The following is a 25,471-nucleotide window of genomic DNA, read 5'->3' on the forward strand; positions in this document are numbered from 1 at the left end:
GAAGTCCGTGCAACAGCGACTTGTCGCCAACCGCTACGCACTGCTCGCGGAGCTCGGCCGCGGTGCGATGGGCATCGTGTGGCGCGCCCAGGACCAGGTGCTCGGCCGCGCGGTGGCTCTGAAGGAGCTGCACCCGCCGCAGGGCATGGCAGCCGCGGAGCGCACCGTGCTGGAGGAGCGCATGCTCCGCGAGGCGCGGACCGCCGGTCGGCTGAACCACCCCGCCGTGGTGACGGTCTACGACATCGTCCGCGAGAACGACCGCACCTACCTCGCGATGGAACTGGTCGACGCGCTCGACCTCTCCACCATCGTGCAACGGCACGGGCCGCGCGACTCGACCTGGATGGCGAACGTGGCGCTGCAGGTGCTGGGCGCGCTGGAGACCGCGCACCAGGCCGGCATCGTGCATCGGGACGTCAAACCCAGCAACATCATGGTGCGGCCGGACGGGGCCGTGAAGCTGACCGACTTCGGCATCGCGCAGGCCATGGACGACCCTCGGCTCACGCACAACGGGGGCATCGTCGGCTCGCCCGCGTACATGTCGCCGGACCGGCTCAGCGGCTGGGAGGCCTCGCCCGCGTCGGACCTGTGGGCGCTCGGCGTCACGATGGCGCACGCGGTCGAGGGCATCAGCCCGTTCGAACGCACCTCCACGGCGTCGACGCTGCACGCGGTCATGAACGAGCCGCCCGTGCTGCGGCGGGCCTCGCCCGCGCTGGCCCAGGTGATCCGCGGGTTCCTGACCGTCGACGTGGCGCGCCGGCTGACCGCGCCCCAGGCTCGGCAGATGCTGGCCGCGATCAGCCAGGGCGCCACGCAGGTCTCGTTGCCGCACGACAACAGCGGCAAGAAGAAGAGCACAGCGGTCAAGATCGCCGCTGTGGTCGTGGGCATCGCCGTGCTCGCGGGTGTCGCGTTCGCCGGCTACCAGGTCTTCAAGCCGAAGAACTCGACGACGAACAACGCGGGTCCGAGCACCAGCCAGACCAGCGAGAACTCCACCGAGTGGACCGACGCCGCGGCGCTGCCGGTGGGTGCTCCGCTGCCGTCTCGCCGCATCGCCACGTTCGGGCGCGGGGGCGACGTGCCCGAGTGGAACCTCTCCGGCACGCAGTGCGCCAAGGACTTCCTCACGCAGGGGTCGCCGGTCCGGACCGACGTGCCGTGCAGCGGGCCGCACGGGATTCAGCTCTTCTCCGCCGCGACGCCGCTCTGGGACAAGCCGAAGGACATCGCCTACCCCGGCACGCAGTGGCTCGCCGACTTCACCAAGAACTACTGCACCGAGCAGTTCAAGGCCATCGAGCCGAACTCCAAGGAGGTCCTCGGCTTCACCGGCCTCGTGCCCACGCAGAAGGAGTGGGAGGCCTACAACGACGCCGCGTCGCCGGGCCGCCAGGAGGTCCTGTGCGTGCTGTGGAAGCAGGACAGGTCGCCCCTGGCGGGCTCGCTCGTCGGCTAACCGCGGATGGTGTCGATCACCAGCGGTGAACGCTCCGGCGCGGAGTCGGTGACCGAGTAGGCGCCTTCCAGCGCCTGCAGAGCACCGTCGACCGCGTCCGGGGTGTCGGTGTACAGCTCCAGCAACGGCTGGCCCGCCTCGACGGAATCCCCCGGCTTGGCCAGGCAGAGCACGCCGGCGCCGAACTGCACCGGGTCCTCCTTGCGCGCGCGACCGGCACCGAGCCGCCACGCCGCCACACCGACGCCGTAAGCGTCCAAAGTGGACAGCACGCCGGAGGCAGGCGCCTCCACCACGTGCTTGTGCGAGGCGACGGGCAGGGCGGCATCGGGATCGCCGCCCTGGGCACGGATCATCCGCGCCCACACCTCGTACGCCTCACCGGAGGCGAGCACCTTGGCCGGATCGACGGAGATCCCTGCCAGCGACAGCATTTCCGCAGCCAAGGCCACCGTCAGCTCGACCACGTCGGCAGGTCCGCCGCCGCGCAGCACATCGACGGACTCGGCCACCTCGACCGCGTTGCCGACAGCCCGGCCCAGCGGCACCGACATGTCGGTCAGCAGAGCCGAGATCCGCACTCCGTGCTGGACACCGATGGCCACCAACGCCTCGGCCAACGCCCGTGCGGACGCCAGGTCCTTCATGAACGCGCCAGAGCCGACCTTCACGTCCAGCACCAGCGACTCGGCACCTTCGGCGATCTTCTTCGACATGATCGAGGACGCGATCAGCGGAATCGCCTCGACGGTTCCGGTGACGTCCCGCAACGCGTAGAGCTTGCGGTCGGCTGGAGCAAGTCCTTCGGTAGCAGCACAAACCACAGCGCCGACCGAGGACAACTGCGAAAGAATCTCCGAAGTGGACAGTGCGGCCCGCCAGCCGGGGATCGACTCCAGCTTGTCCAGGGTCCCGCCGGTGTGGCCGAGACCGCGGCCCGAGAGCTGCGGCACGGCGGCGCCACAGGCGGCGACGAGAGGCGCCAGCGGCAGCGTGATCTTGTCGCCGACACCGCCCGTCGAGTGCTTGTCCACGGTCGGGCGGTCGACGTGCAGCGAGAGCCGTTCGCCGGACGAGATCATCGCCTGCGTCCAGCGCGCGGTCTCGGACGACGTCATGCCGTTGAGGAAGATCGCCATGGCCAGCGCGGACATCTGCTCGTCCGCGACGGCGCCGCGCGTGTAGGCGTCGATGACCCAGTCGATCTGCGCGTCCGACAACACCGAACCGTCGCGCTTGGCGCGAATGACGTCCACGGCAGAGAAGCTCATGGCAGATCCTCCGGTCCGAACGCGTCCGGCAGCACCGACGACATCGGCAGCACACCGGACGGCGTGTCCACCAGGCAGTCCCGGCCGCCCAGTTCGTAGAGAACCTGACGGCAGCGGCCGCACGGCATCAGCAGGTCACCGGCACCGGACCGGCAGGCCACCGCGACGAACCGGCCGCCGCCCGTGAGCTGCAACTGACCGGCCATCGCGCACTCGGCGCACAAACCCACGCCGTACGAAGCGTTCTCCACGTTGCAGCCCACGACGATGCGGCCGTCGTCGCACAACGCCGCGGATCCGACCTGCAGCCCCGAGTACGGGCAGTGGGCGAACGACGCCGCCTCCACCGCCCGTGCCCGCAGCCCATCCCAGTCAATTGACACTGTCCAGTCGACCTCAGCCACGGCGGTAGACCAGACCGTCGGCGGCCGGCATTCGCAACCGCTGCGACGCCACGGCCAGCACGGCCAGCGTCACCATGTGCGGCGCGTACGACACGAACTCGCCGGGGATCTCGTCGAGGCTGATGTACAGCAGGTACATCAGCACGGCCACGACGATCGCCGACGCGGCGGAGAACCACCGCTGGCGGATCAGCTGCCACACCACGATCACGGCGAGCAGGATCACCACGCCGTAGACCAGCGCCAGCACCGTCTCGCCGCCCGAACGCAACTGCAGGCCGTCGGCGTAACCGAACAGCGCCGCACCACCCAGCAGGCCGCCCGGCCGCCAGTTGCCGAAGATCATCGCGGCGAGGCCGATGTAGCCGCGGCCGCCGGTCTGCCCCTCCAGGTAGGACAGCTGACCGGGGTTCAGCACCAGCGCGGCGCCACCCAGACCGGCGAGACCACCGGAGACGATCACGGCGACGTACTTGTGGAAGTACACCTTCACGCCCAGCGAGTCCGCCGCGTGCGGGTTCTCGCCGACCGAGCGCAGGCGCAGGCCGAAGCGGGTGCGCCAGAGCAGGTAGTACGACAGCGGCAGCAGCAGGATCGCGATCATCGTCAGCGGCGAGACGCCGGTGACGAGGCCGCGCAGGATGCCGGCGACGTCGGAGATGAACAGGCGCTGGCCTGCTTCGAGCTCGCCGAGCCAGTCACCCAGGCCCGCCGCCGAGAACGTGTCGAACGGCTGCACCGGCGGCGACTGCCGCGGGTTGTGCGACACCGGCAGGAAGATGAGCGTCGACAGGTACTTCGTGAGACCGGCGCCGAGCAGGTTGATCGCCACACCGGAGACGATGTGGTTGACGCCGAACGTCACCGTGGCGACCGCGTGCAGCAGACCGCCCAGCGAACCGAACACGACGGCCGCGACGAGAGCGACCCACGGGCCCCACTGGTAGCCGGCCCACGCCGCACCCCAGGTGCCCATGATCATCATGCCCTCGAGGCCGATGTTGACCACGCCGGCGCGTTCCGCCCACAGGCCGCCGAGACCGGCGAGCAGGATGGGCAGCGCGAGCCGGACCGCCGTCTGGGTCGTGCCCGACGACGTGAGCTGCGGGAACCCGGTCTGCATCGAGGTGATCGACAGCAACGCGATCGCGCCCGCGACACCGAGCATGGCCACGGCCCAGCCGGGCATCTTGCGCTTGCGCGGCGCCGCCGGGACGTGCGGCTTCTCTTCCAACGTCGAGATCACGCGGCACCTCCGACAGTTCCGAGCTCACGGCCGACGCGACGCTGCTCCGAGGCGAGCTCGAAGCGCCGCACCACCTCGTAGGCGACGACGACCGACAGGACGATCGAGCCCTGCATGATGGTGACGATCTCCCTGGGCACCCCGACGTTGTCGAGCGCGAGGCCCGACTTGTCGAGGAACGCCCAGAGCAGCGCGCCGAACGCGATGCCACCGGGGTGGTTGCGGCCGAGCAGCGCGATCGCGATGCCCGAGAAGCCGATGCCCGCGGAGAAGTTCAGGCTGAACGTGTGGTCGCGGCCGAGCAGTTCCGGCAGCGAGATCAGGCCCGCGATGGCGCCCGAGAGCAGCATCGACACCAGGATCATCTTCTTGGCGTTGACGCCACCGGCCGACGCGGCGGTCGAGGACTCGCCGGAGGCGCGCAGCTCGAAGCCGAACCGGGTCTTGTTCATCATGACCCAGTAGCCGATGCCCAGCGCGATGGCCACGAAGATGAAGCCGAACATCGTGCCGCCGCCACCGAACGAGATGCCGGGCATCCAGCCGCTCTCCGGGATCTCGGCGGTGCGGATGTTGTTGCCCCGCAGCTCACCGAAGACGTCCCGGCGGATCAGATACGCGGACAGGCCGATCGCCAGGCCGTTCATCATGATCGTCGAGATGACCTCGTTGACGCCGCGCGTCACCTTGAGGATCGCGGGGATCGCGGCCCAGGCGGCGCCGGCGATCGCGGCCACGATGATGATCACCAGCGTGTGGATGCCGGTGGGCAGCGCGATCGAGCCGCCGACGACCGCGGCGACCACGGCCGCGACGCGGTACTGGCCCTCGACGCCGATGTTGAACAGGTTCATCTGGAACCCGATCGCCACCGAGAGCGCCGCGATGTAGTAGATGCCCGTCGAGTTGATGATGTCGACCGACGTCGTGCCCTTGCCGACCTGCGTCACCATCGCACCGAACGCGCTGAGCGGGTTCGCGCCGGAGATGACGAGCGCCACGCCGCACAACAGCAGTGAGAAGACGATCGCCAACGCGGGCGGCAGGAGTTTGCCGCGCAGGTGTCCCATCAGTTCTCGCCTTCCTCGACGACAGCGGTCTCCTGGCCGGTGCCGGTCTCCTGTACGGAGCTGCTCGTGCTACCAGCACCGGTCATCGCGCTACCGAGGTCTTCGGGCGTGACGGTGTTCGGGTCGGCGTCGGCCACCAGGCGGCCGCGCAGCATGACCTTGATCGTGTCCGACAGGCCGATCAGCTCGTCCAGGTCGGCGGAGATCAGCAGCACGGCGAGACCAGCGGCACGGGCGCGCTTGATCTCGTCCCAGATCAACGCCTGCGCGCCGACGTCCACACCGCGGGTCGGGTGCGAGGCGATCAGCAGCACGGGGTTGCCGGACAGTTCGCGGCCGACGACGAGTTTCTGCTGGTTGCCACCGGAAAGCGCGGCGGCGGGCACGTCGATGCCTGGCGTGCGGACGTCGAAGTCCGCGACGATCCGCTCGGTGTCCTTCTTCGCGCCGTCGGTGTCGAGCCAGATGCCCCTGGCCGTGGGCTGACGGGTCTGGTAGCCGAGAATCCGGTTGTACCAAAGGGGTTGCGTGAGCAGCAGGCCGTGGCGGTGGCGGTCCTCCGGCACGTAGCCGATGCCCGCCTCGCGCCGGGCCAGCGTCCCGAGCTTGGTGAGGTCCTTGTCCTGCAACGTGATCGTGCCGCTGCCGGCCTTGCGCATGCCCATGATCGTCTCGACGAGCTCGGTCTGGCCGTTGCCCTCGACGCCGGCGATGCCGACGACCTCGCCGGAGCGGACCACCATGTCGACGTCGTCGAGGATCGGCCGCGAGCCGTCCGGGGTCATCAGCCTGAGGCCCTTGACGTCCAGCACGACCGTGTCGGTGACGGTGGACTCGCGAGTCTCCGGGCTGGGGAGCTCGCTGCCGACCATCATCTCGGCGAGCTGCCGGGAGCTGACGGTCTTCGGATCCGCGCTGCCCACGGTCGTGCCGCGGCGGATCACCGTGACGGAGTCCGCGATCGCGCGGACCTCGTCGAGCTTGTGCGAGATGAACAGGAACGTGTAGCCCTGCTCCTGCATGCCGCGGACGGTGTCGAAGAGCTCGTTGACCTCCTGCGGCACGAGCACGGCGGTGGGCTCGTCCAGGATGATCACCTTGGCGCCGCGGTAGAGCACCTTGAGGATCTCGACGCGCTGGCGGTCCGCGACGCCGAGCTGCTCGACCAGGACGCCGGGGTCGACGTTGAGCCCGGTCTTGCCGGAGAGCTCGATGATGCGCGCGCGGGCCTTCTTGCCGATGCCGTGCAGAGCCTCGGCACCCAGGACCACGTTCTCCTGGACGGTGAGGTTGTCGGCCAGCATGAAGTGCTGGTGCACCATGCCGATGCCGGCCTTGATGGCGTCGGACGGGGTGCGGAACCGCACCTGCTCGCCGTTCACCTCGATGGTGCCCTCGTCCGGCGGCTGCATGCCGTAGAGGATCTTCATCAGGGTGGACTTGCCCGCGCCGTTCTCACCGCACAGGGCATGTACCTCGCCACGGCGGACGGTCAGGTGCACGTCGCTGTTGGCGACCACACCGGGGAATCGCTTCGTGATGCCGGTGAGCACCACCGCGGGGGGATCATCCGTCCGTGCGGACGTGGAACTGCTCATCGTCGAGTGCTCCTCCTACCACGCACCAGGCCCTGTGAGGGCAGATCCTCACAGGGCCCGGCAACGTGCAAACGACTTGAACGGCAGACGGACTACGGCTTGTCCGCGACCTTGATCTTGCCCTCGATGATCTGGGCCTTGTAACCCTCGAGGATGCCCTGCAGCTTCGCGTCGATCTTGCCACCCGACGTGGCGTAACCGACACCGTCCACCTTCAGGTCGAAGACCTTCGGCAGCGAGCCGAGGTCGTTCTTCGCGACGGCCTTGATGAAGTCGTAGACCGCGACGTCGACGCGCTTGAGCATCGAGGAGACGATGACATCCTTCGTGTCGGCGACGGTCGCCTGGTTGTACTGGTCGGAGTCGACGCCGATGGCCAGCACGCCACCCTGCTTGGCAGCCGAGAAGATGCCCTTACCGGACGCGCCCGCGGCCTGGTAGATGACGTCGGCGCCCTTGTCGATCTGACCCTTCGCGGCTTCCTGACCCTTCGGGGCGTCCTGGAAACCGGTGAAGTCGCCGGCCGGCGTGATGTACTTCTTCTCGACCTGGATCTTCGGCGCGGCGGCCTTGGCACCCTGGATGTAGCCGGCCTCGAACTTCTGGATCAGCGGGATCTCGACGCCGCCGACGAAGCCCACGTGGCACTTCTTGCTCTGGTACGCGGCGATGACGCCCGCCAGGAAGGAGCCCTCCTGCTCGGCGAACACCAGCGGCGTCACGTTCGCGGCGCCGTCGACGGCCGAGTCGACCAGGCCGAACTTGACGTTCGGGAACTCCGCGGCGACGAGCTTCATCGACTCGGCGTAGGCGAAGCCGACACCGATGATCGGGCTGAAGCCCTCGGAGGCCAGCTGGCGCAGACGGGTCTGCTTGGCCGACTCGTCCTCGCTCGGGGCGGCGGACAGCTCGCGCGTGTTCTCCTTCTTCACACCGAAGTCGGTGAGCGCCTTGTCGAGACCGGCGGCGGCGGAGTCGTTGAACGACGCATCGCCACGGCCACCGATGTCGTAGGCCAGACCGACCTTCAGCGTGCTCGCGTCCACCTTGTCACCGTTGGCGGCGCTGGTGTTCGAGGTGGCAGGCGCGGTCGGGGCCTCGGCGAACTCGCAAGCGGCTCCAGTGCCCGTGCCCGAGCTGGTGTTGCCGCCACCCGAGTCCTTCGCGCAGGCGGCCATAGTCATCACGCTGGTCAACGCGATCGCGGCGACCGCGACACCCCGCATACGACGACGCACGGCTCGTCTCCTCCCTGAGGTTCCTCCCCAACGACGTTGTTGGGTCCTAGACGCGGCACCGTACCTCTTAGTAACCAACCCCGTTGCCGTCAGCACCTACAAAGACCCCTATCGGTTACGCATTCGACGCTTTGGCCGTACGAGTGGTGATCACTCGTGTTCGGCGCGTGGCGAAAACTCCTCTTCGACCGCTTCCTCGGTCCGATCTTCGTCCGAACGGACCAGTTCCGCGCGCCAGACCCACCGCTCCAACGCCCCCGACATGCCGGAAACCGGGCCGCCCGCAGGCCAGCCCGATGATTTGCCCCTCCCCATGGCGCCCAGGATGGGCCGGCGCGCTGCCGTGCCGCTGACTCCGGAATGTCATTTCGCGTTGAACCGGTCGCGGGCCTTCCGACGTGTACGGGGTGGCAAGTGCCCTTGCCGACGACGGCGGCCCGGACCAAGGCGGAGGTCCTGGCCGCCGTCCTCTTTTCCGGACCGCACGCGGGGCCCCCGCGTGCGGTCGTGCCGCACGAAAGCTCCCCGCGTGCGATCCGATTGTGGCGTGGGACGCATTTCGGAATCGATCAAGACCGCTTGGTGGATCGACAGCGTGTCTCATCGATCACAGAGCGGGTGCGCCTGCTGGGTCGGTTCCGACGTGCGGGACTAGGATTTTCCGGTCATGGTCGGGAAGAACTGTTGCCGACCCACCACCACTGACGTTGGAGGTCGCGGCGCATGACCAGCGCAGGCGCACCCGAGCGGTCGGGCACCACCCGAGGGGGTGGGACGCTCTACCGCGGTGATCTGGGCATGTGGTCCTGGGTCGCCCACCGGATCACCGGTGTCCTCACGTTCTTCTTCCTCTTCACCCACGTGCTCGACACCGCACTCGTGCGGGTGTCCCCGAACGCGTACGACGCGGTGATCGAGACCTACAAGAACCCGATCGTCAACCTCTTCGAGGTCGGCCTCGTCGGCGCGGTGCTCTACCACGCGCTGAACGGCATCCGGGTCATGCTGGTCGACTTCTGGGAGAAGGGCGCCAAGTACCAGCGGGTCATGCTCTGGACCGTGCTGGCCGTCTGGGTCGTCGTGATGATCCCCGGCTTCTACTTCATGATGGAGCGCACGATCTCCGACCTGGTTGGGGGTCACTGACCATGTCACTCGCACTCGACAAGCCCCGCCAGCCGCGCCGTCCTGCGGCCCGCCGCAGCAACGGCGAGCTCTACAGCTGGCTGTTCATGCGCCTCTCCGGCCTGCTGCTCGTGGTCCTGGTCCTGGGCCACCTGTTCATCATGAACATCCTCGACGGCGGCGTGCACAAGATCAACTTCGGCTTCGTCGCCGGCCGCTGGGCGTCCCCGTTCTGGCAGTTCTGGGACCTCGCGATGCTCTGGCTCGCGCAGATCCACGGCGGCAACGGCGTGCGGACGGTCATCAACGACTACGCCCGCAAGGACTCCACCCGGTTCTGGTTGAAGATGCTGCTCTACGTCTCGATGGTGCTGATCATCTCGCTCGGCACGTTCGTGATCTTCACCTTCGACCCGAACATCTCGAACTGACCCGCGCGGGGAGCCCACCACAATGCAGTTCCACAAGTACGACGTGATCATCATCGGCGCTGGTGGTGCCGGAATGCGCGCGGCGATCGAGTCCGGCCAGCGCGCCCGCACCGCGGTGCTCACCAAGCTCTACCCCACGCGTTCGCACACCGGCGCGGCCCAGGGCGGCATGTGCGCCGCCCTCGCCAACGTCGAGGAGGACAACTGGGAGTGGCACACCTTCGACACGATCAAGGGCGGCGACTACCTGGTCGACCAGGACGCCGCCGAGATCATGGCGAAGGAGGCGATCGACGCCGTTCTCGACCTCGAGAAGATGGGCCTGCCGTTCAACCGGACGCCCGAGGGCAAGATCGACCAGCGCCGGTTCGGCGGCCACACGCGCAACCACGGTGAAGCCGCCGTGCGCCGCGCCTGCTACGCCGCGGACCGCACCGGCCACATGATCCTGCAGACGCTCTACCAGAACTGCGTCAAGCACGGCATCGAGTTCTTCAACGAGTTCTACGTGCTCGACATCTGCCTGACCGAGACGGAGAACGGCCCGGTCTGCACCGGCGCCGTCGCCTACGAGCTCGCGACCGGCGAGATCCACGTCTTCCAGGCCAAGTCCGTCGTGTTCGCGACCGGTGGTTTCGGCAAGGTCTTCAAGACCACGTCGAACGCCCACACGCTGACCGGCGACGGCATGGGCATCGTCTTCCGCAAGGGCCTGCCCCTGGAGGACATGGAGTTCTACCAGTTCCACCCGACCGGCCTCGCCGGTCTCGGCATCCTGCTGACCGAGGGTGCCCGCGGTGAGGGCGCGATCCTGCGCAACGCCTCGGGTGAGCGGTTCATGGAGCGCTACGCCCCGACCATCAAGGACCTGGCGCCGCGCGACATCGTGGCCCGCTCGATGGCCCTCGAGGTGCTGGAGGGCCGTGGCGCCGGCCCGAACAAGGACTACGTGCTGCTGGACTGCACGCACCTCGGTGCCGAGGTCCTGGAGACGAAGCTGCCGGACATCACCGAGTTCGCCCGCACGTACCTCGCGGTCGACCCGGTCGTCGAGCCCGTCCCGGTGTACCCGACCGCGCACTACGCGATGGGTGGCATCCCGACGAACATCCACGGCGAAGTGCTGCGGGACAACGACAACGTCGTTCCGGGCCTGTACGCCGCGGGTGAGTGCGCCTGCGTGTCCGTGCACGGCGCGAACCGCCTCGGCACGAACTCGCTGCTGGACATCAACGTCTTCGGCCGCCGCGCGGGCATCGCCGCCGCGGAGTACGCGCTGTCGCGTGAGTCCCACGTCGACCTGCCGGAGAACCCGGCCGCGTCGGTCGAGGCCCAGGTCGCCCTGGCGCTGTCGGAGCACGGCCAGGAGCGCGTGGCGGACATCCGCACCGAGCTGCAGGCCACCATGGACGCCAACGCGTCCGTGTACCGCACCGAGGACACGTTGAAGAAGGCACTGCACGACGTCCAGGCCCTGAAGGAGCGCTACGCGCACATCCAGGTGCAGGACAAGGGCAAGCGCTTCAACACCGACCTGTTGGAGGCCGTCGAGCTCGGCTTCCTGCTGGAGCTGGCCGAGGTCCTCGTGCACGGCGCACTCGAGCGCAAGGAGTCCCGCGGCGGTCACGCCCGCGAGGACTACCCGAACCGCGACGACACGAACTTCATGCGCCACAGCATGTTCTACAAGCAGGGCGACGGTCTGACCGCGGACATCCGCATGGACTACAAGCCCGTGACCTTTACCCGGTACAAGCCGATGGAGCGCAAGTACTGATGACCGCCACCGCTGAAACTACTGCTGGCTCGCGCGGCTCGCAGCCGCCGGTTCCGGACGGCGCTGTCACGGTCACCGTCAAGATCCGCCGGTTCAACCCGGAGATCGACGACGAGCCGCGCTGGGACTCGTTCGACATCCCGGCCCTGCCGTCGGACCGCGTGCTGAACCTGCTGCACCACATCAAGTGGTACGTGGACGGGACTTTGACGTTCCGCCGCTCGTGCGCGCACGGCATCTGCGGCTCGGACGCGATGCGCATCAACGGCGTGAACCGCCTGGCGTGCAAGGTGCTGTTGAAGGACCTGCTCGAAAAGGGCGACAAGCACACCACGATCACCATCGAGCCCATCAAGGGCCTGCCGGTGAACAAGGACCTGCTCGTCAACATGGAGCCGTTCTTCGAGGCGTTCCGCGCCGTCAAGCCGTACCTCGTGACCTACGGCAACGAGCCGACGCGCGAACGCATCCAGTCCGCCGCCGACCGTGAGCGGTTCGACGACACGACTAAGTGCATCCTGTGCGCCTGCTGCACCACGTCTTGCCCGGTCTACTGGTCTGAGGGCTCCTACTTCGGGCCGGCGGCGATCGTCAACGCGCACCGGTTCATCTTCGACTCTCGTGATGAGGGTGCCGAGGAGCGGTTGGACATCCTCAACGACATCGACGGCGTGTGGCGGTGCCGGACCACGTTCAACTGCACCGACGCTTGTCCGCGTGGGATTCAGGTGACCAAGGCCATTCAGGAAGTTAAGCGGGCTTTGTTGTTCAAGCGCGTTTGATGGTTTTGGGGCTGGTTTGAGGCGCCGCGTTCCCGTTGGGGGCGCGGCGCTTCGCCGTTTGGTGGGTGGTGTCGTGGGCGGGCGCGGGTTGGCTTGTGGTGGCGGGTGGGGGCGTGCGGGTTCCGTTGCGGGCGTTCGTTGCGTTCCAGCGGGGTTGGTCGCGTTCCGTGCGGGTGGTCGCCTTGCGAGGGTGGTCCTGCGGGTCGTGACGGAACTGAGCGGGGTTGCGATTGGAGCTCGACCTTGAGCCTCTGGCGGGATGCTTGACGGCCGGAAAAGGCCGGGCTGAAAAGCGCCCGGCCGTGCCCGAGAGGGGAGCATCCCGCCCACTCAAGGTCAAGCCCCAATCGCCTTGAGCGGGGCCTTACCGCTACCCAGGCGGCAGAGGTTAAGACGGCTCGCTTCGCATCGCCACGCCAGGCTTCGTCCGTGGTTGCTTTGCGAGGGGCCGCGCCTGGTGGCACCGCGCGGGTCGGCTTGCGTTGCGGGTGCGGGCGTGCGGGTCAGCCTGCGTTGCCAGTCGCGTTCCGGCGGGGTGGTCGCCTGCCGTGCGAGCCGTCGCCTTGCGTGCGTTGGTCGCGTTTGGACGTTCAGGCGCCCTGCACCTCCACTACGTGCACCGGTGGGCGGGGTCTTGCCGCTGCCGCCTTGTGTGAGGCCTTCAGTTCGCGTGCCACCGCGTCCGGTTCGTTTCGCAGGCGGGTTGGGAGTGTCTGCACTACGAGGATTCCTGCTGCCGCGTAACGACTGTTGCGGGCGAGGGTGCGTTCGTAGTCGCGCGGTCCTAAGTGGAATGCCTTCGAGTCGATCTCCCAGGCCAGGCCCACGTCGTCGTACCAGGCGTCGGGTCTGCCGATGAGCACTCCGTCGGCGCCGGCGATCGGGGCGTTCCAGTGGGGTGTGGTCAGGCGGATCTTCCGGGAGAGGCGGCGGGCGTCCCGTTCTGCGACGGATTCGGCTCGGCCCAGTTCGCGGAGGACGGTGCGGACCAGTTTCGTGCCGAAGCGGTTGGTGCGGGCCTCCGCCTGGAGGTCCTGCGGGGTGCAGCGGCCTCGTTGGACGGCTGCCGCGATCAGGGCGGTGGCCTCGTCCTCGGAGCGCAGGAAGCGGCAGGCGTCGACCACGGCTCGGGCCGCGGACACCACCGGGTAGCCGCCCACGTCTGAGGACGCGGGCATGGGTGAGGCTCGTTCGAGGATCAGGGTGCCGCTGCCGCGGGCCGTGCCTGGGGTCAGGACGTGGATTTCCGGGGCGCGGGCCGGGAGGCCGTGGCGGCGGCAGGCTTCTGCTCCGGTGACCACGACTCCTGGGCCTGCGCGCAGGAGGGCCGCGGTCAACTGTTGGTCCGGGGTGGGCGGGCCGTTGTGCAGCAGCACGACGCCTGGGTACATGCGCTGCCACGGCCCGCCCGCGGTGCATCGTCGCCACGGGTTGGTGACGCCCAGTGACTTCAGGGCGCCGGCACTGATCACGCCGAGATCGCTGCGCTCGCGCAGGTGTTCGATTCGCACGTCACCAGTGTGACGAGGGACACCGACAGTTTTCGGGGGTCAGCGCCGGGAAGGTCGCCTGGCGCGGTCGATCAGCATCAGAGCCGTGCCGCCCACGAGGAGCAGAACACCGAGCAGGAGCAGCCACGTGGTCGAGGCGCCGGTGTTGGCCAGGCGGTTGTCCTGGTGGACCGGGGGCTTCGCCACCGGCGGAGTCGCGACCAGCGGCTTCGTCGTGTGGGGCGTGGTGGTCTGCGGTGTGGTCGTCGTCGACGTGGTCGAGTCCGGCGGCGTCCACGTGGTGGAGGTCGTCGAACCCGGCGGCGTCGTGGTCGACGAAGTCGTCGAACCCGTGGTCGTCGTCGTGGTCGTGGAATCCGTCGTCGTGGTCGTCGAGTCGGTGGTCGTCGTGGTCGGCGGCGTCGAACCCGGCGGCTTCTCGGTGGTCGTGGTCGTCGTGCAAGGGATGGTGGTCGTTGTCGTCGCGGTGGTCGTGGTCGACGTCGGAGGCTCTTCACCTCTCGGCGACGGCGCGCGCCAGCCTGGGCGTACTTTCGGGCACCACGCAGCGGCGCACACCTGGCCATCCCCGGAGGCCGAAGCTTCCGGGGCGGCACCGTGCAGTGAGACGAGCGTCAACACTGCCCCGGCGGTGAGCACACCGATATAGGCGATACGTGACATGCCTCGGATGGTTGCGCGCGGGTACAGCGGGTCGGGCGAAAAGTACGCACACGTCACCCGCCAGAGCCGGTGACATCCCCCGATCAGGTCCAGAAGACCGCGATGCCCACGTTCAGCACGACCAGCGACGCCGCGGTCGGCAGCAGCCAGGACGGGGCCTTCGGCTTGCTGACGTTGACGGCGACGACGGCGGCGATGGCCACGACGACCAGCAGCTTCACGCCGATCTTGACGTGGTCGTACTTCACCGTGTCGACCAGCGGGTCGATGGCCACCAGCGCGACACCGGTCAGCAGCTGCAACGCCGCGCCGTGCAGCCAGCCCTTGTTGACCGGCGCGTCCTTGCCGGCCCTGGCCTGCAACATGATCATCGCGACGAGCATGCCCATGCCGAGCAGGTGCAGGAACACCAGCAGCAGACGTACGAACTCCACAGCGTTTTCCTTATCGACGTCGAGTGGCCAGGAATCCCCGCACGCCCAGCACACCGATGACGGTGCCGAACACGAGCGAGGCGATCACGAGCACCAGGTGGACCGTGAAGAACGCGGTAGGTCCGTCGCTGAACGAACGGGGGTCGTTCCAGATGTTCTTCAGGAAAGTGGGCCAGATCACCCACGACCACAGTCCGAAAGCCACCAGGAAGAGTGACATCGGGCGCGAGAGCTTCACGCCGACCAGTATCAGACGTGGTGCGTGCAAGCGGCTAAACGGGGGTGGATAGCCTGAACGTGTGCCCTTCCCAAAACGGCTCATCGTCGCCCTGGTCCTAGCAACGGCCACAGCCGCGTTCGCCGCACCGACGAGCACCGCACAGCAGGCCGCCGGCTCGGCTCAGTGTGAGAACCGCGAGACCCCACCTCCACCGGTGGACACGTCGGAGCAGCCGGCGCCCGGTCAGAAGGCCCCGGCCGCGCTCGAGGTGCCGGAAAAGCCCATCGGCGGCGACCGGCTTGGCGAGTGCGGCCTGATCCTGCCGCCGAACTCCGGCCAGCCGCCCAGCGGCATCACCGCGGCGTCGTGGCTGATCGCGGACATGGACAGCGGCGCCGTCATCGCCGCGTACGACCCGCACGGCCGTCAGCGTCCCGCCAGCGTCATCAAGGTGCTGCTCGCGATGGTCGTCGCCAAGGAACTGCGGGGCGACCTCGTCGTCACCGCCAGCGCTGAGGACACGCAGCAGGAATGCACCTGCGTGGGTCTGAAGGACGGCGGCCAGTACACGGTCCGCCAGCTGCTGCACGGCCTGCTGCTCACCTCGGGCAACGACGTGGCGCACACGCTGGCCCGTCAGCTCGGCGGCGTGCCGAACGCCCTGCGCAAGATGAACGCCATGGCCAAGGAGCTCGGCGCCCTCGACACCCGCGCCGTGACGCCGTCAGGCCTCGACGCCCCCGGCACCAGCACCTCGGCGTACGACGTCGGCCTGATCTTCCGCGGCGCGATGAAGTACGAGGAGTTCTCCTCGGCCATCAAGCTGCAGCAGTCGCAGTTCCCCGGCCGCAACGGCGGCACGATCATGCTGCAGAACGACAACCGCCTGCTCACGAACTACGAGGGCGCGCTCGGCGGCAAGACCGGCTTCACCGACGACTCCCAGCACACGTACGTGGGCGCAGCCGAACGCAACGGCCGCCGTCTCGTCGTCGTCCTGCTGCGCGGCCAGCAGACGCCCACGCGCATCGACGCCCAGGCCTCGAAGCTGCTCGACTACGGCTTCGCGATGGGCCCCGGCGGCGTCGGCAAGCTCGTCGACGGAGCCCCGCAGCCGAAGGCGAACGTCGTCCCGACCCAGGACAGCGCGGACGCCCAGGACGTGGCGGTCACCGACCCGCGCACCGGCCGCCCGACGCCGACCGCGTTCGGCACCGTCGGCCTGCCCATCACGGCCGTCGCGGTCCTCGGCCTGCTGGCCGGTCTGGTGCTCTTCATCCGCAGCAAGCGCGCCAAGGCGGCCAGGGCACGCCGCCAGGCCGCGCAGGCGGCACAGGGCGTCTGAGACAGCAAAGAAGACGGCCCCAGCGCACTCGCGCTGGGGCCGTTCTCGTTCTGCACGCTATTTGCGGCGCCACCGGAGGCCGAGCAGCGCGCCTGCCACCGCGCCAGCGCCGAGCATCAACGACGGCGAAGGCCCGGACCGCACGGAGACCACGGGCTGAATCACAGCGGGCGGCGGCGCCTTCACGACCTCGGGCTCGCGGTTCTCCTTCGCGGTGGCCGTCCAGGCCGTGATGAACAGGACGAACTGCGCCACCAGGTTCGCGAACACCAGCACACCGATGACGGACCCGAACGCGGCCGAGGTCGGCGACTTGGTCGTGAACGACAGGAAGATCGTCGCCGTCTGCTTCAGGATCTCGAACCCAACCGCTCCGGCGAAGGCCCCGCGGATCGCGCTGCGCCACCCGACGGGCTTGCGCGGCAGCCGCGAGAGCACCCACAGGAACACGAGCCAGTTCGCGAGCAGCGACAGGATGATCGTGCCGATCCGCAGCAGGACGTGCGCCCAGCCGGCGTTCTCCAGGCCCATCCACCTCAGGATCAGCTCCGCGAACCCGGTTCCCACCGCCGTGATGCCGAACGACAGCACGATCGCGAGCCCCAGACCGAGCAACGCCAGCAGGTCGCGCCACAACGTGCCGAGGAACGGCAGGTTCTCCTTCGCGTGGCCCCACTGCGCGGTCAGGGCGTCGCGGAGGTTGCCCATCCAGCCGAGACCGGAGTAGGCGGCGCCGAGCAGACCGATGATGCCGACCGTGCCCTTGGAGTCCAGGGCGGTGGTGACGGCGTCGTTGATCTGCTTGCTCAGGTTCGGGTCCGGCACCGCTTCGGTGATGGCTCCGCGCAGCTCAGCGAGCAGGTCCGGCTGCGACTGCAGCACGAAACCGGCGATGGCGAAGCCGATCATCAGAATGGGCACCAGCGACAGCACGCTGAAGTACGTCACCGCGGCGGCGTAGTGCGTGCCATATCTCTCGGTGAAGCGCTCATAGGCCAGCATGATGTGGTCGAGCCACGCGTACTTCCGCCGCCACTTGTCCACGCGCAAGACGCTAGTGCACTTGCACTACTCAGGCAGAACAAAGCCGATCTTCTCGTACGTGCGGCGCAACGTGCCGGAGGCGACCTCACGGGCGCGTTCGGCACCGGCGGCCAGAATCTTGTCCAGCGACGCCACGTCGTCGAGGTACATCTTCACGCGTTCCTGCACCGGCGTGACCCACTCGGTGAAGACCTCGCCCAGGTCCTTCTTCAGATCGCCGTAGCCCTTGCCGTCGTAGTCGGTGACCAGGGACTCGACCGTCCGGCCGGTCAGGGCCGAGTAGATCGTCAGCAGGTTCGAGACGCCCGGCTTGTTCTCGACGTCGAAGAGGACCTCGCGGCCCGTGTCGGTCACGGCGGACCGGATCTTCTTGGCCGAGCGCTTCGGGTCTTCCAGCAGCTCGACGACACCGCCGGGCACCGACTTGCTCATCTTCGCCGTCGGGTCCTGCAGGTCGAAGATCTTGGCCGTGTCCTTGACGATGTAGGCCTCAGGCAGGCGGAACGTCTTGCCGTAACGCGAGTTGAAGCGCGTCGCGAGGTCGCGGGTCAGTTCCAGATGCTGGCGCTGGTCCTCGCCGACCGGCACGTAGTGCGCCTGGTACAGCAGGATGTCCGCGGCCTGCAGGATCGGGTACGTGAACAGGCCCACGCCGACGGACTGCTCCTGGCGTGCGGACTTGTCCTTGAACTGCGTCATCCGCGACGCCTCGCCGAAGCCGGTCATGCACTGCATGACCCAGCCGAGCTGGGCGTGCTCGGGGACGTGCGACTGCACGAACAGGGTCGCCCGATCCGGGTCGATGCCCAGCGCGAGCAGCTGCGCGGCCGAGACGCGCGTGTTCTGGCGCAGTTCCTTCGGGTTCTGCTCCACGGTGATCGCGTGCAGGTCGACGACGCAGTAGAACGCGTCGTGCGCTTCCTGCAACGCCACCCACTGCCGCACCGCACCCAGGTAGTTGCCGAGGTGGAACGACCCGGCCGTCGGCTGGATGCCGGACAGGACGCGGGGGCGCTTGACAGCCTCTACAGGCGCGTTCTCCGTGGACACGAACGAAATCTTCTCAGACCAGCGCGATCAGCTCTGCGCGGAGTCCTGCTGGACCAGGTCGATCCGCTGGTTCGCGGCGACGACCGGGGCAGGCTTGCGCCGCTTCACCAGGCCGTACACCAGGCCACCGACGCCCGCCGTCACCGCGATCAGACCCACGGGACCGGCAGCGGTGCCGGTCATGCTGCTTTCGACCGCAGCGCTCAGAACCAGACTCATGCCGTGCACTTGCCGAGCCTCCCCAAGGCACAGATCCACCCCGGAACGGGTGAACCTTGCTGACTGATTGGCCGCCAAGCTACCGAACGCCGGTAGCGTCGATGCGCCGAATCAGACTATCGGTCACTCGTGATCAGATAGCACTCGCCCATATGTCGTAGTCCGCTGACGCGCGTTACGCCCTGCGAGCGAAGCCAGGGATTCAAGCTCACGCACAGTACGCGCCGAGCCGTGTTCGGATCCGGCCATGCGGCTGATGGTCTCCTCCATCAACGTGCCGCCGATGTCGTTCGCGCCGCCGTTGAGGATCTCCGCGGTGCCCTCGTCGCCGAGCTTCACCCACGAGCACTGGATGTTGTCGACGCGCCCGTGCAGCGCCAACCGTGCGAACGCGTGCACGGCGCGGTTGTCGCGGCGAGTGGGACCGGGGCGGGCGACTCCCGCCAGGTAGATCGGGGCGTTGCGGTGCACGAACGGCAGCGCGACGAACTCGGTGAGGCCGCCGGTGCGGTCCTGGAGCTTCGCGAGCACGCGGAAGTGCGTGAGCCAGTGGCCGGGGTGGTCCACGTGGCCGTACATCATCGTGCTGGACGAACGAATGCCCAGCTCATGGGCCGTTCCGACAACGTCGAGCCAGGTCGCGGTCGGCAACTTGCCCTTGGTGAGCACCCACCGCACGTCGTCGTCGAGGATCTCGGCCGCCGTGCCGGGGATCGTGTCGAGACCGGCTTCCTTGAGCTCGGTCAGCCACTCGCGCACGCTCACGCCGGCCTTCGCCGCGGCGGACACGATCTCCATGGGGCTGAACGCGTGGACGTGCATCCCGGGCAGACGCTTCTTGATCGCGCGCACGACGTCGGCGTAGTAGGTCACCGGCAGCTTGGGGTCGATGCCGCCCTGCATGCACACCTCGGTGGCGCCGTCGTCCCACGCCTCCTGCGCGCGGTCGGCGACCTCCTCCGCGGACAGCCGGAACGCGTCGGCGTCGCGCTCGCGCTGGGCGAAGGCGCAGAAGCGGCATCCGACGTAGCAGACGTTGGAGAAGTTGATGTTCCGGTTGACGACGTACGTGACGTCGTCGCCGACCACATGTCGCCTCAGGTCGTCGGCGAGGCGGGTCATCACTTCGAGCGCTTCGCCGTCGGCCGTCAGCAGCGCCATGGCGGCCTCGGTGTCGTCGAGCAACGCGGCCGGATCGTTCTCGGCGATCTTCAGTCCACGTTGGACGTCGTCGGGAAGCCGTTGCGGGGCAACGGGAATCTTCAGCTCGTCCCAGTCACCGTAGACCTCGTCGAAGTCGCCGCGGCGGTCGTTCGTGCGGCCTTCGGTGTCGATCGCGGTGTTGAGGTCCGCGCGTCCGTAGGTGTCGATCCCGCCGTCGGGTTCCTGCCACTCACGCCCGACGACCTCGGCGTCCGGGTTCGCGAGGCCGTTCTCCAGTGCCAGCGCGGAAACGTGCGCGGTGAGCCGGGTGTCGATCCACTGCCCGACCGTCGCGCGGACGAAGCGCGGGTAGACGTTCAGCCGTTCCCGCAAGGAGAAACCGGCATGCTCGGTGATCTCCGCGAGCTGGTCGACCTGGGGCCACGGCTTCTCGGGGTTCACGTGGTCCGGTGTGATCGGCGAGACGCCGCCCCAGTCGTCGACGCCCGCGCGGAGCATCAGGCCGAACTCGCCACCGACCAGGTTCGGCGGCGCCTGCACGCTCACGGTCGACGGCATCACCAGGCGTGCGACGGCGATCGTGGCCGCGAGCTCGGTGAGGTCGGCGTCGGGCATGCCGCGCATCGCCGTGTCCGGCTTGGCGCGGAAGTTCTGGATGATGACTTCCTGGATGTGCCCGTACTGCTTGGCGATCTGGCGCATCGCGAGTAGCGACTCGGCGCGCTCGGCGATGGTCTCGCCGATGCCGATCAGGATTCCGGTGGTGAACGGGACGTTCACGCGGCCGGCGTCGGTGAGGACGCGCAGCCGAACGGCGGGATCCTTGTCGGGGCTGCCGTAGTGCGGGCCGCCCTTCTCGCTCCACAGGCGCTCGGCCGTGGTCTCCAGCATCATGCCCATGCTGGACGCGACGGGCCGCAGCCGCGTCAGTTCCTCCCAGCTCAGCACGCCGGGGTTGAGGTGGGGCAGCAGCCCGGTCTCCTCCAGCACCGCGATGGCACTGGCCCGCACGTAGTCCAAAGTGGACTCGAACCCGCGCGCCTCCAGCCACTCCTTCGCGGCGGGCCAGCGGTCCTCCGGCCGGTCGCCGAGCGTGAAGAGGGCTTCCTTGCAGCCCTGGGCGGCCCCGGCCCGCGCGATCGCCAGCACCTCGTCGCGTTCGAGGAACGCCGCGGGCACCTTGTGCGGCACGGTCGCGAACGTGCAGTAGTGGCACCGGTCGCGGCACAGCCTGGTCAGCGGGATGAACACCGACCGGCTGTACGTGACGATCCCGGCCCGCCCCTCGGCGAGCAGGTGCGCGTCCCGCACCTTGCCCGCCGCTGTCAGCAACGCGTCCAGGTCGTCCTCACGCGCGTGGAGCAACACGGAGGCTTCTGTCGCGTCGAGCACCGCACCGTCGGCGGCCCGGCGCAGAGCACGCCGCATGGCCGCAGCGCTCGGACGGGACTGCGGTGGGGTTAGCGAGATGTCCACTGCCACGTCAACGACCTTAGGCCGCCGAAATTCCTGATCAGGTGTGACTGGCTGTGGGACATCCCACTCAGCGGACGGCGACGAGCAGTTCCGTGTTGCGGTCGAGCGGCGTGCCCAGCGGGTTCGTCCGCGAGTGGATGTCGTTGTAGGTGAACTCCCGGCACAGGCTGGCGAGCCCGCTGTCGCTGCGGTCGTCGTAGTCGACCTGGTAGGGCGCGTCCGCTTCGAGCAACGTCGTGAACAGCGACAACGTGCCGTCACCGTTGTCCGCGACCTCGATCACGCGGGCGTGCTGCGGGTAGTCGACGTGCGCCGCGGTGTTGATCTCCCAGAAGCTCCTGCCCGGCGTGGCGTGCCGATGCGGGGTGATCACGTTGCGGTGCGTGTGGCCGTTGACCCACGCCAGCACGTTCGGAAAGCGGTGCAGGAGGTTCACGAGCGCGTCGCCGTTCATCCGCGGGTCGAGCGGCCGGCGCTTGTCCGGCAGAACGTTGCCCATCGTCGTGCTCGTGTGGTGACTGAAGAGCACGAACAGCTCGTCGGTGACGTTCTGCCGTTGCGGCAAGCCCAGCCAGTCGTAGTAGAGCGAGCTGTTGCGCCTGAGGGTCTTCTCGATCCAGTTCAGCTGATGCAGCCCGATAGAGCCCGTGGAGAACCCTGCGAGGTTCGTGGTGTCCATGCTGATGCCCGTGACACCGGGCGCCATCCGGAACGTGTAGAAGACGTCCACACCGTCCGCATTGGCGTCCGTGTAGCCGTGCCCGCCCGACGGCAGATGCTTGCGCACGAACTCACCAGTGCTGAACAGCCTGCGCCGACTGTCCGGCGTCACGGTCCGGACGACGCCGCCACTCGCGAGGATGGCCATGGCTTCCGGAATCGCCTTGGGGTCGTTGAACGCCTGCGCGACCTTGGCGTTCTGCACGGGGTCGCCGAACCCGACGATCTTCTTGCGGCCGGTGTACCAGCTGTCGAGCAGCCCGTCCGGCAGCGCGCCGACCACGCTGTCGTCGTGGTTGCCGATCGTGGAGTACCAGGGGATGGTCAGGCCGGGGCTGGTGAACTCGCGGACCGCCGCGTCAAGCAACCCGTTGAGCTGCGGGAAACCTGCTGCCTTGTAGTCGTCGCCGCCGCTGAGGTCCGGCTGCCAGAACGTGCTGATGCCCGCGTTCTGCACGCCTTCGTAGCGGGTGTCACCGGTGTTCGGGGTGATGCGGCCGCCGTTGAGGATCGTGAGGAACCAGTCGAGTTCGACGTTCTCGTGGTTGTCGGTGTTGTCGCCGGTCGTCATGAGGAAGTCGAACGGCCTGCCGGTCAACGGACCGTGCTTGACGGCGTTGACGCGCTTCACGAGCGACGTGGAGCCCTGCGTGGTGAGCGCTTCCTGCGGCCGGTGCGCGCTGGAGCCCATGATCGGGTGCAGGTACTCGAACCGGAGCGGGCTCTGGGCGTCGCAGATGTGCATGTCGCTGAACTGCACGAAGCTGGCCAGCGCCTGGCGCCTGGCTTCCCGGTTGGGTTTCGCGGCGACGAGGTCGCTGCGCACGACCGTCGGCCAGCCCGGACCCGCTTGGAGCCTGCGGTAGCCGCTGGTGCCGATCGGCGCGGCCGTGACGTCGAGCGTGGTGCCCGCCGTGGACGCAAACGCTTGGCGGTCCAGAAGCGGGACGCCTGCGGCACCCACGCCCATCGCCAGGAGGAACGAACGCCGGTTGAAGCCTGTCATGAGCCGCCCCCGATTCATCGTTGGTGAATCGTGTTCATATTCGGGGAACGGGTGGGTGGAATCGAGCCGTCAGGTGGGCGACAAGAGCGATAAAGGCTGTTCGGGCTGGGTCAGTCGGAGCAGCGCAACAGATGACCGGCGCCCGGCGTTGAAGCGTGGTTGCCCAGCACAGGGGGAGTGCGATGACTGAGTCCGAGCGCAACAACGCGATCGCGGCCGTTGCCCTGGTGGTCGGCGTGATTCTGCTGGCCCTAAGCGCGCCCACGGTCCCGAAGGCCTTCAAGATCGCCTTCGACCTCGGCGCACCGGGCGTGTACGTGGTCGGCGACGTGCCTGAGTGCTCGTTCCGCTGCTACTCCCGCGCTGGAACGTTCACCAGCGACGACGGCAAGATCACGCGGTCCGGCGTGCACGTCCGCAACGGCATGCCACGCGGGCTGAAGCAGGGCGACACCATCCGTGCGTTCGACATCGGCACCCCGAACGAGGTGTTCTCGAACGAGGGGCAGAACGGTTACCCGTCCGCGTTGCCGATCATCGCGGGGCTGGCAGGCCTGCTCGGGGCCGGGCTGGGGCTCCAGCACGTGTGGGCGGCCCTGTGGACGATGTGGAAGCGACGCGGTCAGTCCGAGTAGACGACGGTGACCGGGGCGTGGTCCGACCAGCGCTCGGCGTACGTCGCCGCCCGCTCCACCACCGCGGTCCGAGCCCGAGCCGCCAGCCCGTCGGTGGCGACCTGGTAGTCGATCCTCCACCCGATGTCTAGGGTTTGCACAACCCAGGCGGATCGTTGACCAGCAGGCCTAAGCGGACTTCCGCCAAGGCAGGCGGAGCCGCTCACGAGATTTCATAGGCAGCGCAACAGGTTCAGCCGCGAGCCCAGCTAGTTCGGTGCGGTAGACATCGCGAAGTTGAGCCATTGCGGTTTGAACTTGAGTGACGTCGACAGGAGGATCGGGACACCAACCGGGCTCTATCGCTCGGGTCATCTCGGTTTCGCGGGCTGCCTCCCACGCCCGATAGTGGAAGTGAGTCAGAGTGACCAAGGCCTTTTTGGTCACATCGTCAGCAGCATCTGAGCACACCAACTCAACGGTTGTCAGGGCACTGTTTGCGTGCGCCATGTGTTCCGAGTACGCAATCACGCTTGGCCTTGGTTCCTCAGGGAACGTCACCCACATCACGACACCGCGCAAGGTGCGGTGCCACTCGTTCAACACCGTCAGCGCCTCGATGAACGCCGCCTTCTGTAGATCGAACTGTCGCTGCTGACGCTCCTGCGCCCACTTGAGCTGATCACGACGGAACTCGCGCCGGTTGGTGAGCCACTGAGTCACCCACACGCTGATCAGAGCGGCTGAAGCACCGATGAGGGCCGACCACACAGGAGCCATGTCAGCAGGCTAGGACTTGGGCCAGTCGAACGTGCACGTCACGGGAGCATGATCAGACCAGCGTTCCTGGTACGTGGCCGCCCGCTCAACGACCGCACTTGTCGCCGAACTGGCGATCCCGTCGGTCGCCACCACGTAGTCGATCCTCCACCCGGAGTCGTTGTCGAAGGCCTTGCCGCGGTACGACCACCACGAGTACGGCCCAACGACATCAGGGTGCAGCGCGCGCATCACGTCGTTGTACCCAGACGCGAACACGGACGTCAGCCACTCCCGCTCGTACGGCAGGAAGCCGGACTCCTTCTGGTTCGTCTTCCAGTTCTTCAGATCTGCCTGCTGGTGCGCGATGTTCCAGTCACCGCACACGAGCACCTCACGGCCCGATACGGCCGCCTTCTCCCGCAGCGACACCAGGTACGGCAGGAAGGCCGCCATGAAGCGGTCCTTCTCGTCCTGCTTCTCGGTGCCGACGTCGCCGGACGGCAGGTAGAGCGACGCGACGACGACTCCGGGCAGTTCGATCTCCACGTAGCGGCCGCTCGCCTCGAACTCGGCGGTGCCGAAGCCGACACGGACTGAGGTGGGCTCTACGCGCGAGAGGATGGCCACGCCTGCGCGGCCCTTCAAGGAGGACGGCGCGTACACGCCGAACCAGCCCTCAGGTGAGTGGACGTCGGCAGCCAACTCGGCGGGTTCGGCGCGGACTTCCTGCAGGCACACCACATCCGCGGAACTCGAAGCGAGCCACGAGAGGTAGCCCTTCTTCGCGGCGGCGCGCAGACCGTTGACGTTGACCGTGGAGACCGTGAGCACGA

25 protein-coding genes and 1 pseudogene are annotated in these 25,471 nt (G+C 68.0%); 8 read left to right on the forward strand and 18 right to left on the reverse strand.

Annotation, left to right across the window (positions count from 1 at the left end):
- Positions 1 to 7: 7 nt before the first annotated feature.
- A complete protein-coding gene (locus ACIRG5_RS36500; protein ID WP_402913604.1) occupies positions 8 to 1,468 on the forward strand; it encodes a serine/threonine-protein kinase in 1,461 nt (486 codons plus the stop codon).
- Here ACIRG5_RS36500 and ACIRG5_RS36505 read toward each other — a convergent pair.
- The 6 genes from ACIRG5_RS36505 to ACIRG5_RS36530 all read right to left on the reverse strand — a co-directional run bounded on the left by ACIRG5_RS36505 (position 1,465) and on the right by ACIRG5_RS36530 (position 8,283).
- Positions 1,465 to 2,739, reverse strand: a complete 1,275-nt coding sequence (locus tag ACIRG5_RS36505; protein WP_402913607.1) for a thymidine phosphorylase — start codon at positions 2,737 to 2,739, stop codon at positions 1,465 to 1,467. The two genes, ACIRG5_RS36500 and ACIRG5_RS36505, sit on opposite strands and share 4 nt — an antisense overlap.
- The gene (locus tag ACIRG5_RS36510; protein ID WP_402913972.1) at positions 2,736 to 3,116 is read right to left on the reverse strand and encodes a cytidine deaminase; all 381 of its coding nucleotides are present in this window, start codon (positions 3,114 to 3,116) and stop codon (positions 2,736 to 2,738) included. The genes ACIRG5_RS36505 and ACIRG5_RS36510 overlap by 4 nt, the downstream gene beginning before the upstream one ends.
- Positions 3,117 to 3,135: 19 nt before the next feature.
- Complete coding sequence (locus tag ACIRG5_RS36515) at positions 3,136 to 4,332, reverse strand: ABC transporter permease (protein WP_402913974.1); 1,197 nt, start codon at positions 4,330 to 4,332, stop codon at positions 3,136 to 3,138.
- 53 nt (positions 4,333 to 4,385) lie between these two features.
- Complete coding sequence (locus ACIRG5_RS36520) at positions 4,386 to 5,459, reverse strand: ABC transporter permease (protein ID WP_402913609.1); 1,074 nt, start codon at positions 5,457 to 5,459, stop codon at positions 4,386 to 4,388.
- Positions 5,459 to 7,057 (reverse strand): ABC transporter ATP-binding protein, encoded by a 1,599-nt coding sequence (locus ACIRG5_RS36525; RefSeq protein ID WP_402913612.1) that lies wholly within the window; start codon positions 7,055 to 7,057, stop codon positions 5,459 to 5,461. Before ACIRG5_RS36525 ends, ACIRG5_RS36520 begins: the two co-directional genes overlap by 1 nt.
- Before the next feature lie 92 nt (positions 7,058 to 7,149).
- On the reverse strand, positions 7,150 to 8,283 hold the full coding sequence (locus ACIRG5_RS36530) for a BMP family protein (protein ID WP_402913976.1): 1,134 nt from the start codon (positions 8,281 to 8,283) through the stop codon (positions 7,150 to 7,152).
- Positions 8,284 to 9,018: 735 nt separating this feature from the next.
- Between ACIRG5_RS36530 and sdhC the strand changes: the two genes are divergently transcribed.
- Genes sdhC through ACIRG5_RS36550 form a run of 4 tightly spaced genes read left to right on the forward strand, consistent with a single transcriptional unit; the run spans position 9,019 to position 12,410 of the window.
- The gene (gene sdhC, locus ACIRG5_RS36535; protein WP_093591546.1) at positions 9,019 to 9,441 is read left to right on the forward strand and encodes a succinate dehydrogenase, cytochrome b556 subunit; all 423 of its coding nucleotides are present in this window, start codon (positions 9,019 to 9,021) and stop codon (positions 9,439 to 9,441) included.
- Between the two features lie 2 nt (positions 9,442 to 9,443).
- On the forward strand, positions 9,444 to 9,851 hold the full coding sequence (locus tag ACIRG5_RS36540) for a succinate dehydrogenase hydrophobic membrane anchor subunit (protein WP_086660969.1): 408 nt from the start codon (positions 9,444 to 9,446) through the stop codon (positions 9,849 to 9,851).
- A gap of 22 nt (positions 9,852 to 9,873) precedes the next feature.
- Positions 9,874 to 11,628, forward strand: coding sequence for a succinate dehydrogenase flavoprotein subunit (gene sdhA / locus ACIRG5_RS36545; RefSeq protein WP_319975050.1), 1,755 nt, complete (start codon positions 9,874 to 9,876; stop codon positions 11,626 to 11,628).
- Positions 11,628 to 12,410: a succinate dehydrogenase iron-sulfur subunit gene (locus ACIRG5_RS36550; protein WP_402913616.1), complete on the forward strand. Its 783-nt coding sequence runs from the start codon at positions 11,628 to 11,630 to the stop codon at positions 12,408 to 12,410. The genes sdhA and ACIRG5_RS36550 overlap by 1 nt, the downstream gene beginning before the upstream one ends.
- 590 nt (positions 12,411 to 13,000) lie before the next feature.
- Here the strand turns inward: ACIRG5_RS36550 and ACIRG5_RS36555 are convergent.
- Together ACIRG5_RS36555 and ACIRG5_RS36560 are read right to left on the reverse strand one after the other, a co-directional pair.
- Positions 13,001 to 13,921 carry a hypothetical protein gene (locus ACIRG5_RS36555; RefSeq protein WP_402913619.1) on the reverse strand — a complete coding sequence of 307 codons (921 nt, stop codon included), beginning with the start codon at positions 13,919 to 13,921 and terminating at the stop codon, positions 13,001 to 13,003.
- A 39-nt stretch (positions 13,922 to 13,960) separates the two neighbouring features.
- Positions 13,961 to 14,044: a hypothetical protein gene (locus tag ACIRG5_RS36560; RefSeq protein WP_402913978.1), complete on the reverse strand. Its 84-nt coding sequence runs from the start codon at positions 14,042 to 14,044 to the stop codon at positions 13,961 to 13,963.
- On the opposite strand from ACIRG5_RS36560, the gene ACIRG5_RS36565 reads away from it, so the two are divergent.
- Complete coding sequence (locus ACIRG5_RS36565) at positions 14,007 to 14,570, forward strand: hypothetical protein (protein WP_402913991.1); 564 nt, start codon at positions 14,007 to 14,009, stop codon at positions 14,568 to 14,570. The two genes, ACIRG5_RS36560 and ACIRG5_RS36565, sit on opposite strands and share 38 nt — an antisense overlap.
- Positions 14,571 to 14,667: 97 nt before the next feature.
- Here the strand turns inward: ACIRG5_RS36565 and ACIRG5_RS36570 are convergent, their stop codons facing one another.
- Entirely contained in the window at positions 14,668 to 15,018 is a 351-nt protein-coding gene (locus tag ACIRG5_RS36570) for a hypothetical protein (protein WP_402913621.1), read from the reverse strand.
- A 10-nt stretch (positions 15,019 to 15,028) separates the two neighbouring features.
- Positions 15,029 to 15,256, reverse strand: a complete 228-nt coding sequence (locus ACIRG5_RS36575; protein WP_319975045.1) for an SCO4848 family membrane protein — start codon at positions 15,254 to 15,256, stop codon at positions 15,029 to 15,031.
- A gap of 61 nt (positions 15,257 to 15,317) precedes the next feature.
- Here ACIRG5_RS36575 and ACIRG5_RS36580 point away from each other — a divergent pair, with 61 nt between their 5' ends.
- On the forward strand, positions 15,318 to 16,583 hold the full coding sequence (locus ACIRG5_RS36580) for a D-alanyl-D-alanine carboxypeptidase family protein (protein WP_402913624.1): 1,266 nt from the start codon (positions 15,318 to 15,320) through the stop codon (positions 16,581 to 16,583).
- Between the two features lie 57 nt (positions 16,584 to 16,640).
- On the opposite strand, the gene yhjD is transcribed toward ACIRG5_RS36580, so the two are convergent.
- The 5 genes from yhjD to ACIRG5_RS36605 all read right to left on the reverse strand — a co-directional run bounded on the left by yhjD (position 16,641) and on the right by ACIRG5_RS36605 (position 23,262).
- Positions 16,641 to 17,627, reverse strand: coding sequence for an inner membrane protein YhjD (gene yhjD / locus ACIRG5_RS36585; protein WP_402913627.1), 987 nt, complete (start codon positions 17,625 to 17,627; stop codon positions 16,641 to 16,643).
- 24 nt (positions 17,628 to 17,651) lie between these two features.
- Entirely contained in the window at positions 17,652 to 18,677 is a 1,026-nt protein-coding gene (gene trpS, locus ACIRG5_RS36590) for a tryptophan--tRNA ligase (RefSeq protein WP_093591528.1), read from the reverse strand.
- A gap of 27 nt (positions 18,678 to 18,704) precedes the next feature.
- Positions 18,705 to 18,896: a hypothetical protein gene (locus tag ACIRG5_RS36595; protein ID WP_402913631.1), complete on the reverse strand. Its 192-nt coding sequence runs from the start codon at positions 18,894 to 18,896 to the stop codon at positions 18,705 to 18,707.
- Positions 18,897 to 19,019: 123 nt separating this feature from the next.
- Entirely contained in the window at positions 19,020 to 21,542 is a 2,523-nt protein-coding gene (locus ACIRG5_RS36600) for a bifunctional FO biosynthesis protein CofGH (protein ID WP_402913633.1), read from the reverse strand.
- A gap of 61 nt (positions 21,543 to 21,603) precedes the next feature.
- On the reverse strand, positions 21,604 to 23,262 hold the full coding sequence (locus tag ACIRG5_RS36605) for a TIGR03767 family metallophosphoesterase (RefSeq protein ID WP_402913636.1): 1,659 nt from the start codon (positions 23,260 to 23,262) through the stop codon (positions 21,604 to 21,606).
- A 182-nt stretch (positions 23,263 to 23,444) separates the two neighbouring features.
- Between ACIRG5_RS36605 and ACIRG5_RS36610 the strand changes: the two genes are divergently transcribed.
- On the forward strand, positions 23,445 to 23,897 hold the full coding sequence (locus ACIRG5_RS36610; protein WP_402913639.1) for a hypothetical protein: 453 nt from the start codon (positions 23,445 to 23,447) through the stop codon (positions 23,895 to 23,897).
- On the opposite strand, the pseudogene ACIRG5_RS36615 reads toward ACIRG5_RS36610, so the two are convergent.
- The 3 genes and pseudogenes from ACIRG5_RS36615 to ACIRG5_RS36625 form a co-directional block, all read right to left on the reverse strand.
- Positions 23,885 to 24,025: pseudogene (locus ACIRG5_RS36615) on the reverse strand (exodeoxyribonuclease III); the annotation flags it as partial. The gene ACIRG5_RS36610 and the pseudogene ACIRG5_RS36615 sit on opposite strands and share 13 nt — an antisense overlap.
- Before the next feature lie 40 nt (positions 24,026 to 24,065).
- Complete coding sequence (locus ACIRG5_RS36620) at positions 24,066 to 24,656, reverse strand: hypothetical protein (RefSeq protein ID WP_402913641.1); 591 nt, start codon at positions 24,654 to 24,656, stop codon at positions 24,066 to 24,068.
- A gap of 9 nt (positions 24,657 to 24,665) precedes the next feature.
- Positions 24,666 to 25,469: an exodeoxyribonuclease III gene (locus ACIRG5_RS36625; protein ID WP_402913644.1), complete on the reverse strand. Its 804-nt coding sequence runs from the start codon at positions 25,467 to 25,469 to the stop codon at positions 24,666 to 24,668.
- Between the last annotated feature and the right edge of the window lie 2 nt (positions 25,470 to 25,471).

This window comes from Lentzea sp. NPDC102401 (genome assembly GCF_044765805.1).
Classification (GTDB): Bacteria; Actinomycetota; Actinomycetes; order Mycobacteriales; family Pseudonocardiaceae; genus Lentzea; species Lentzea sokolovensis.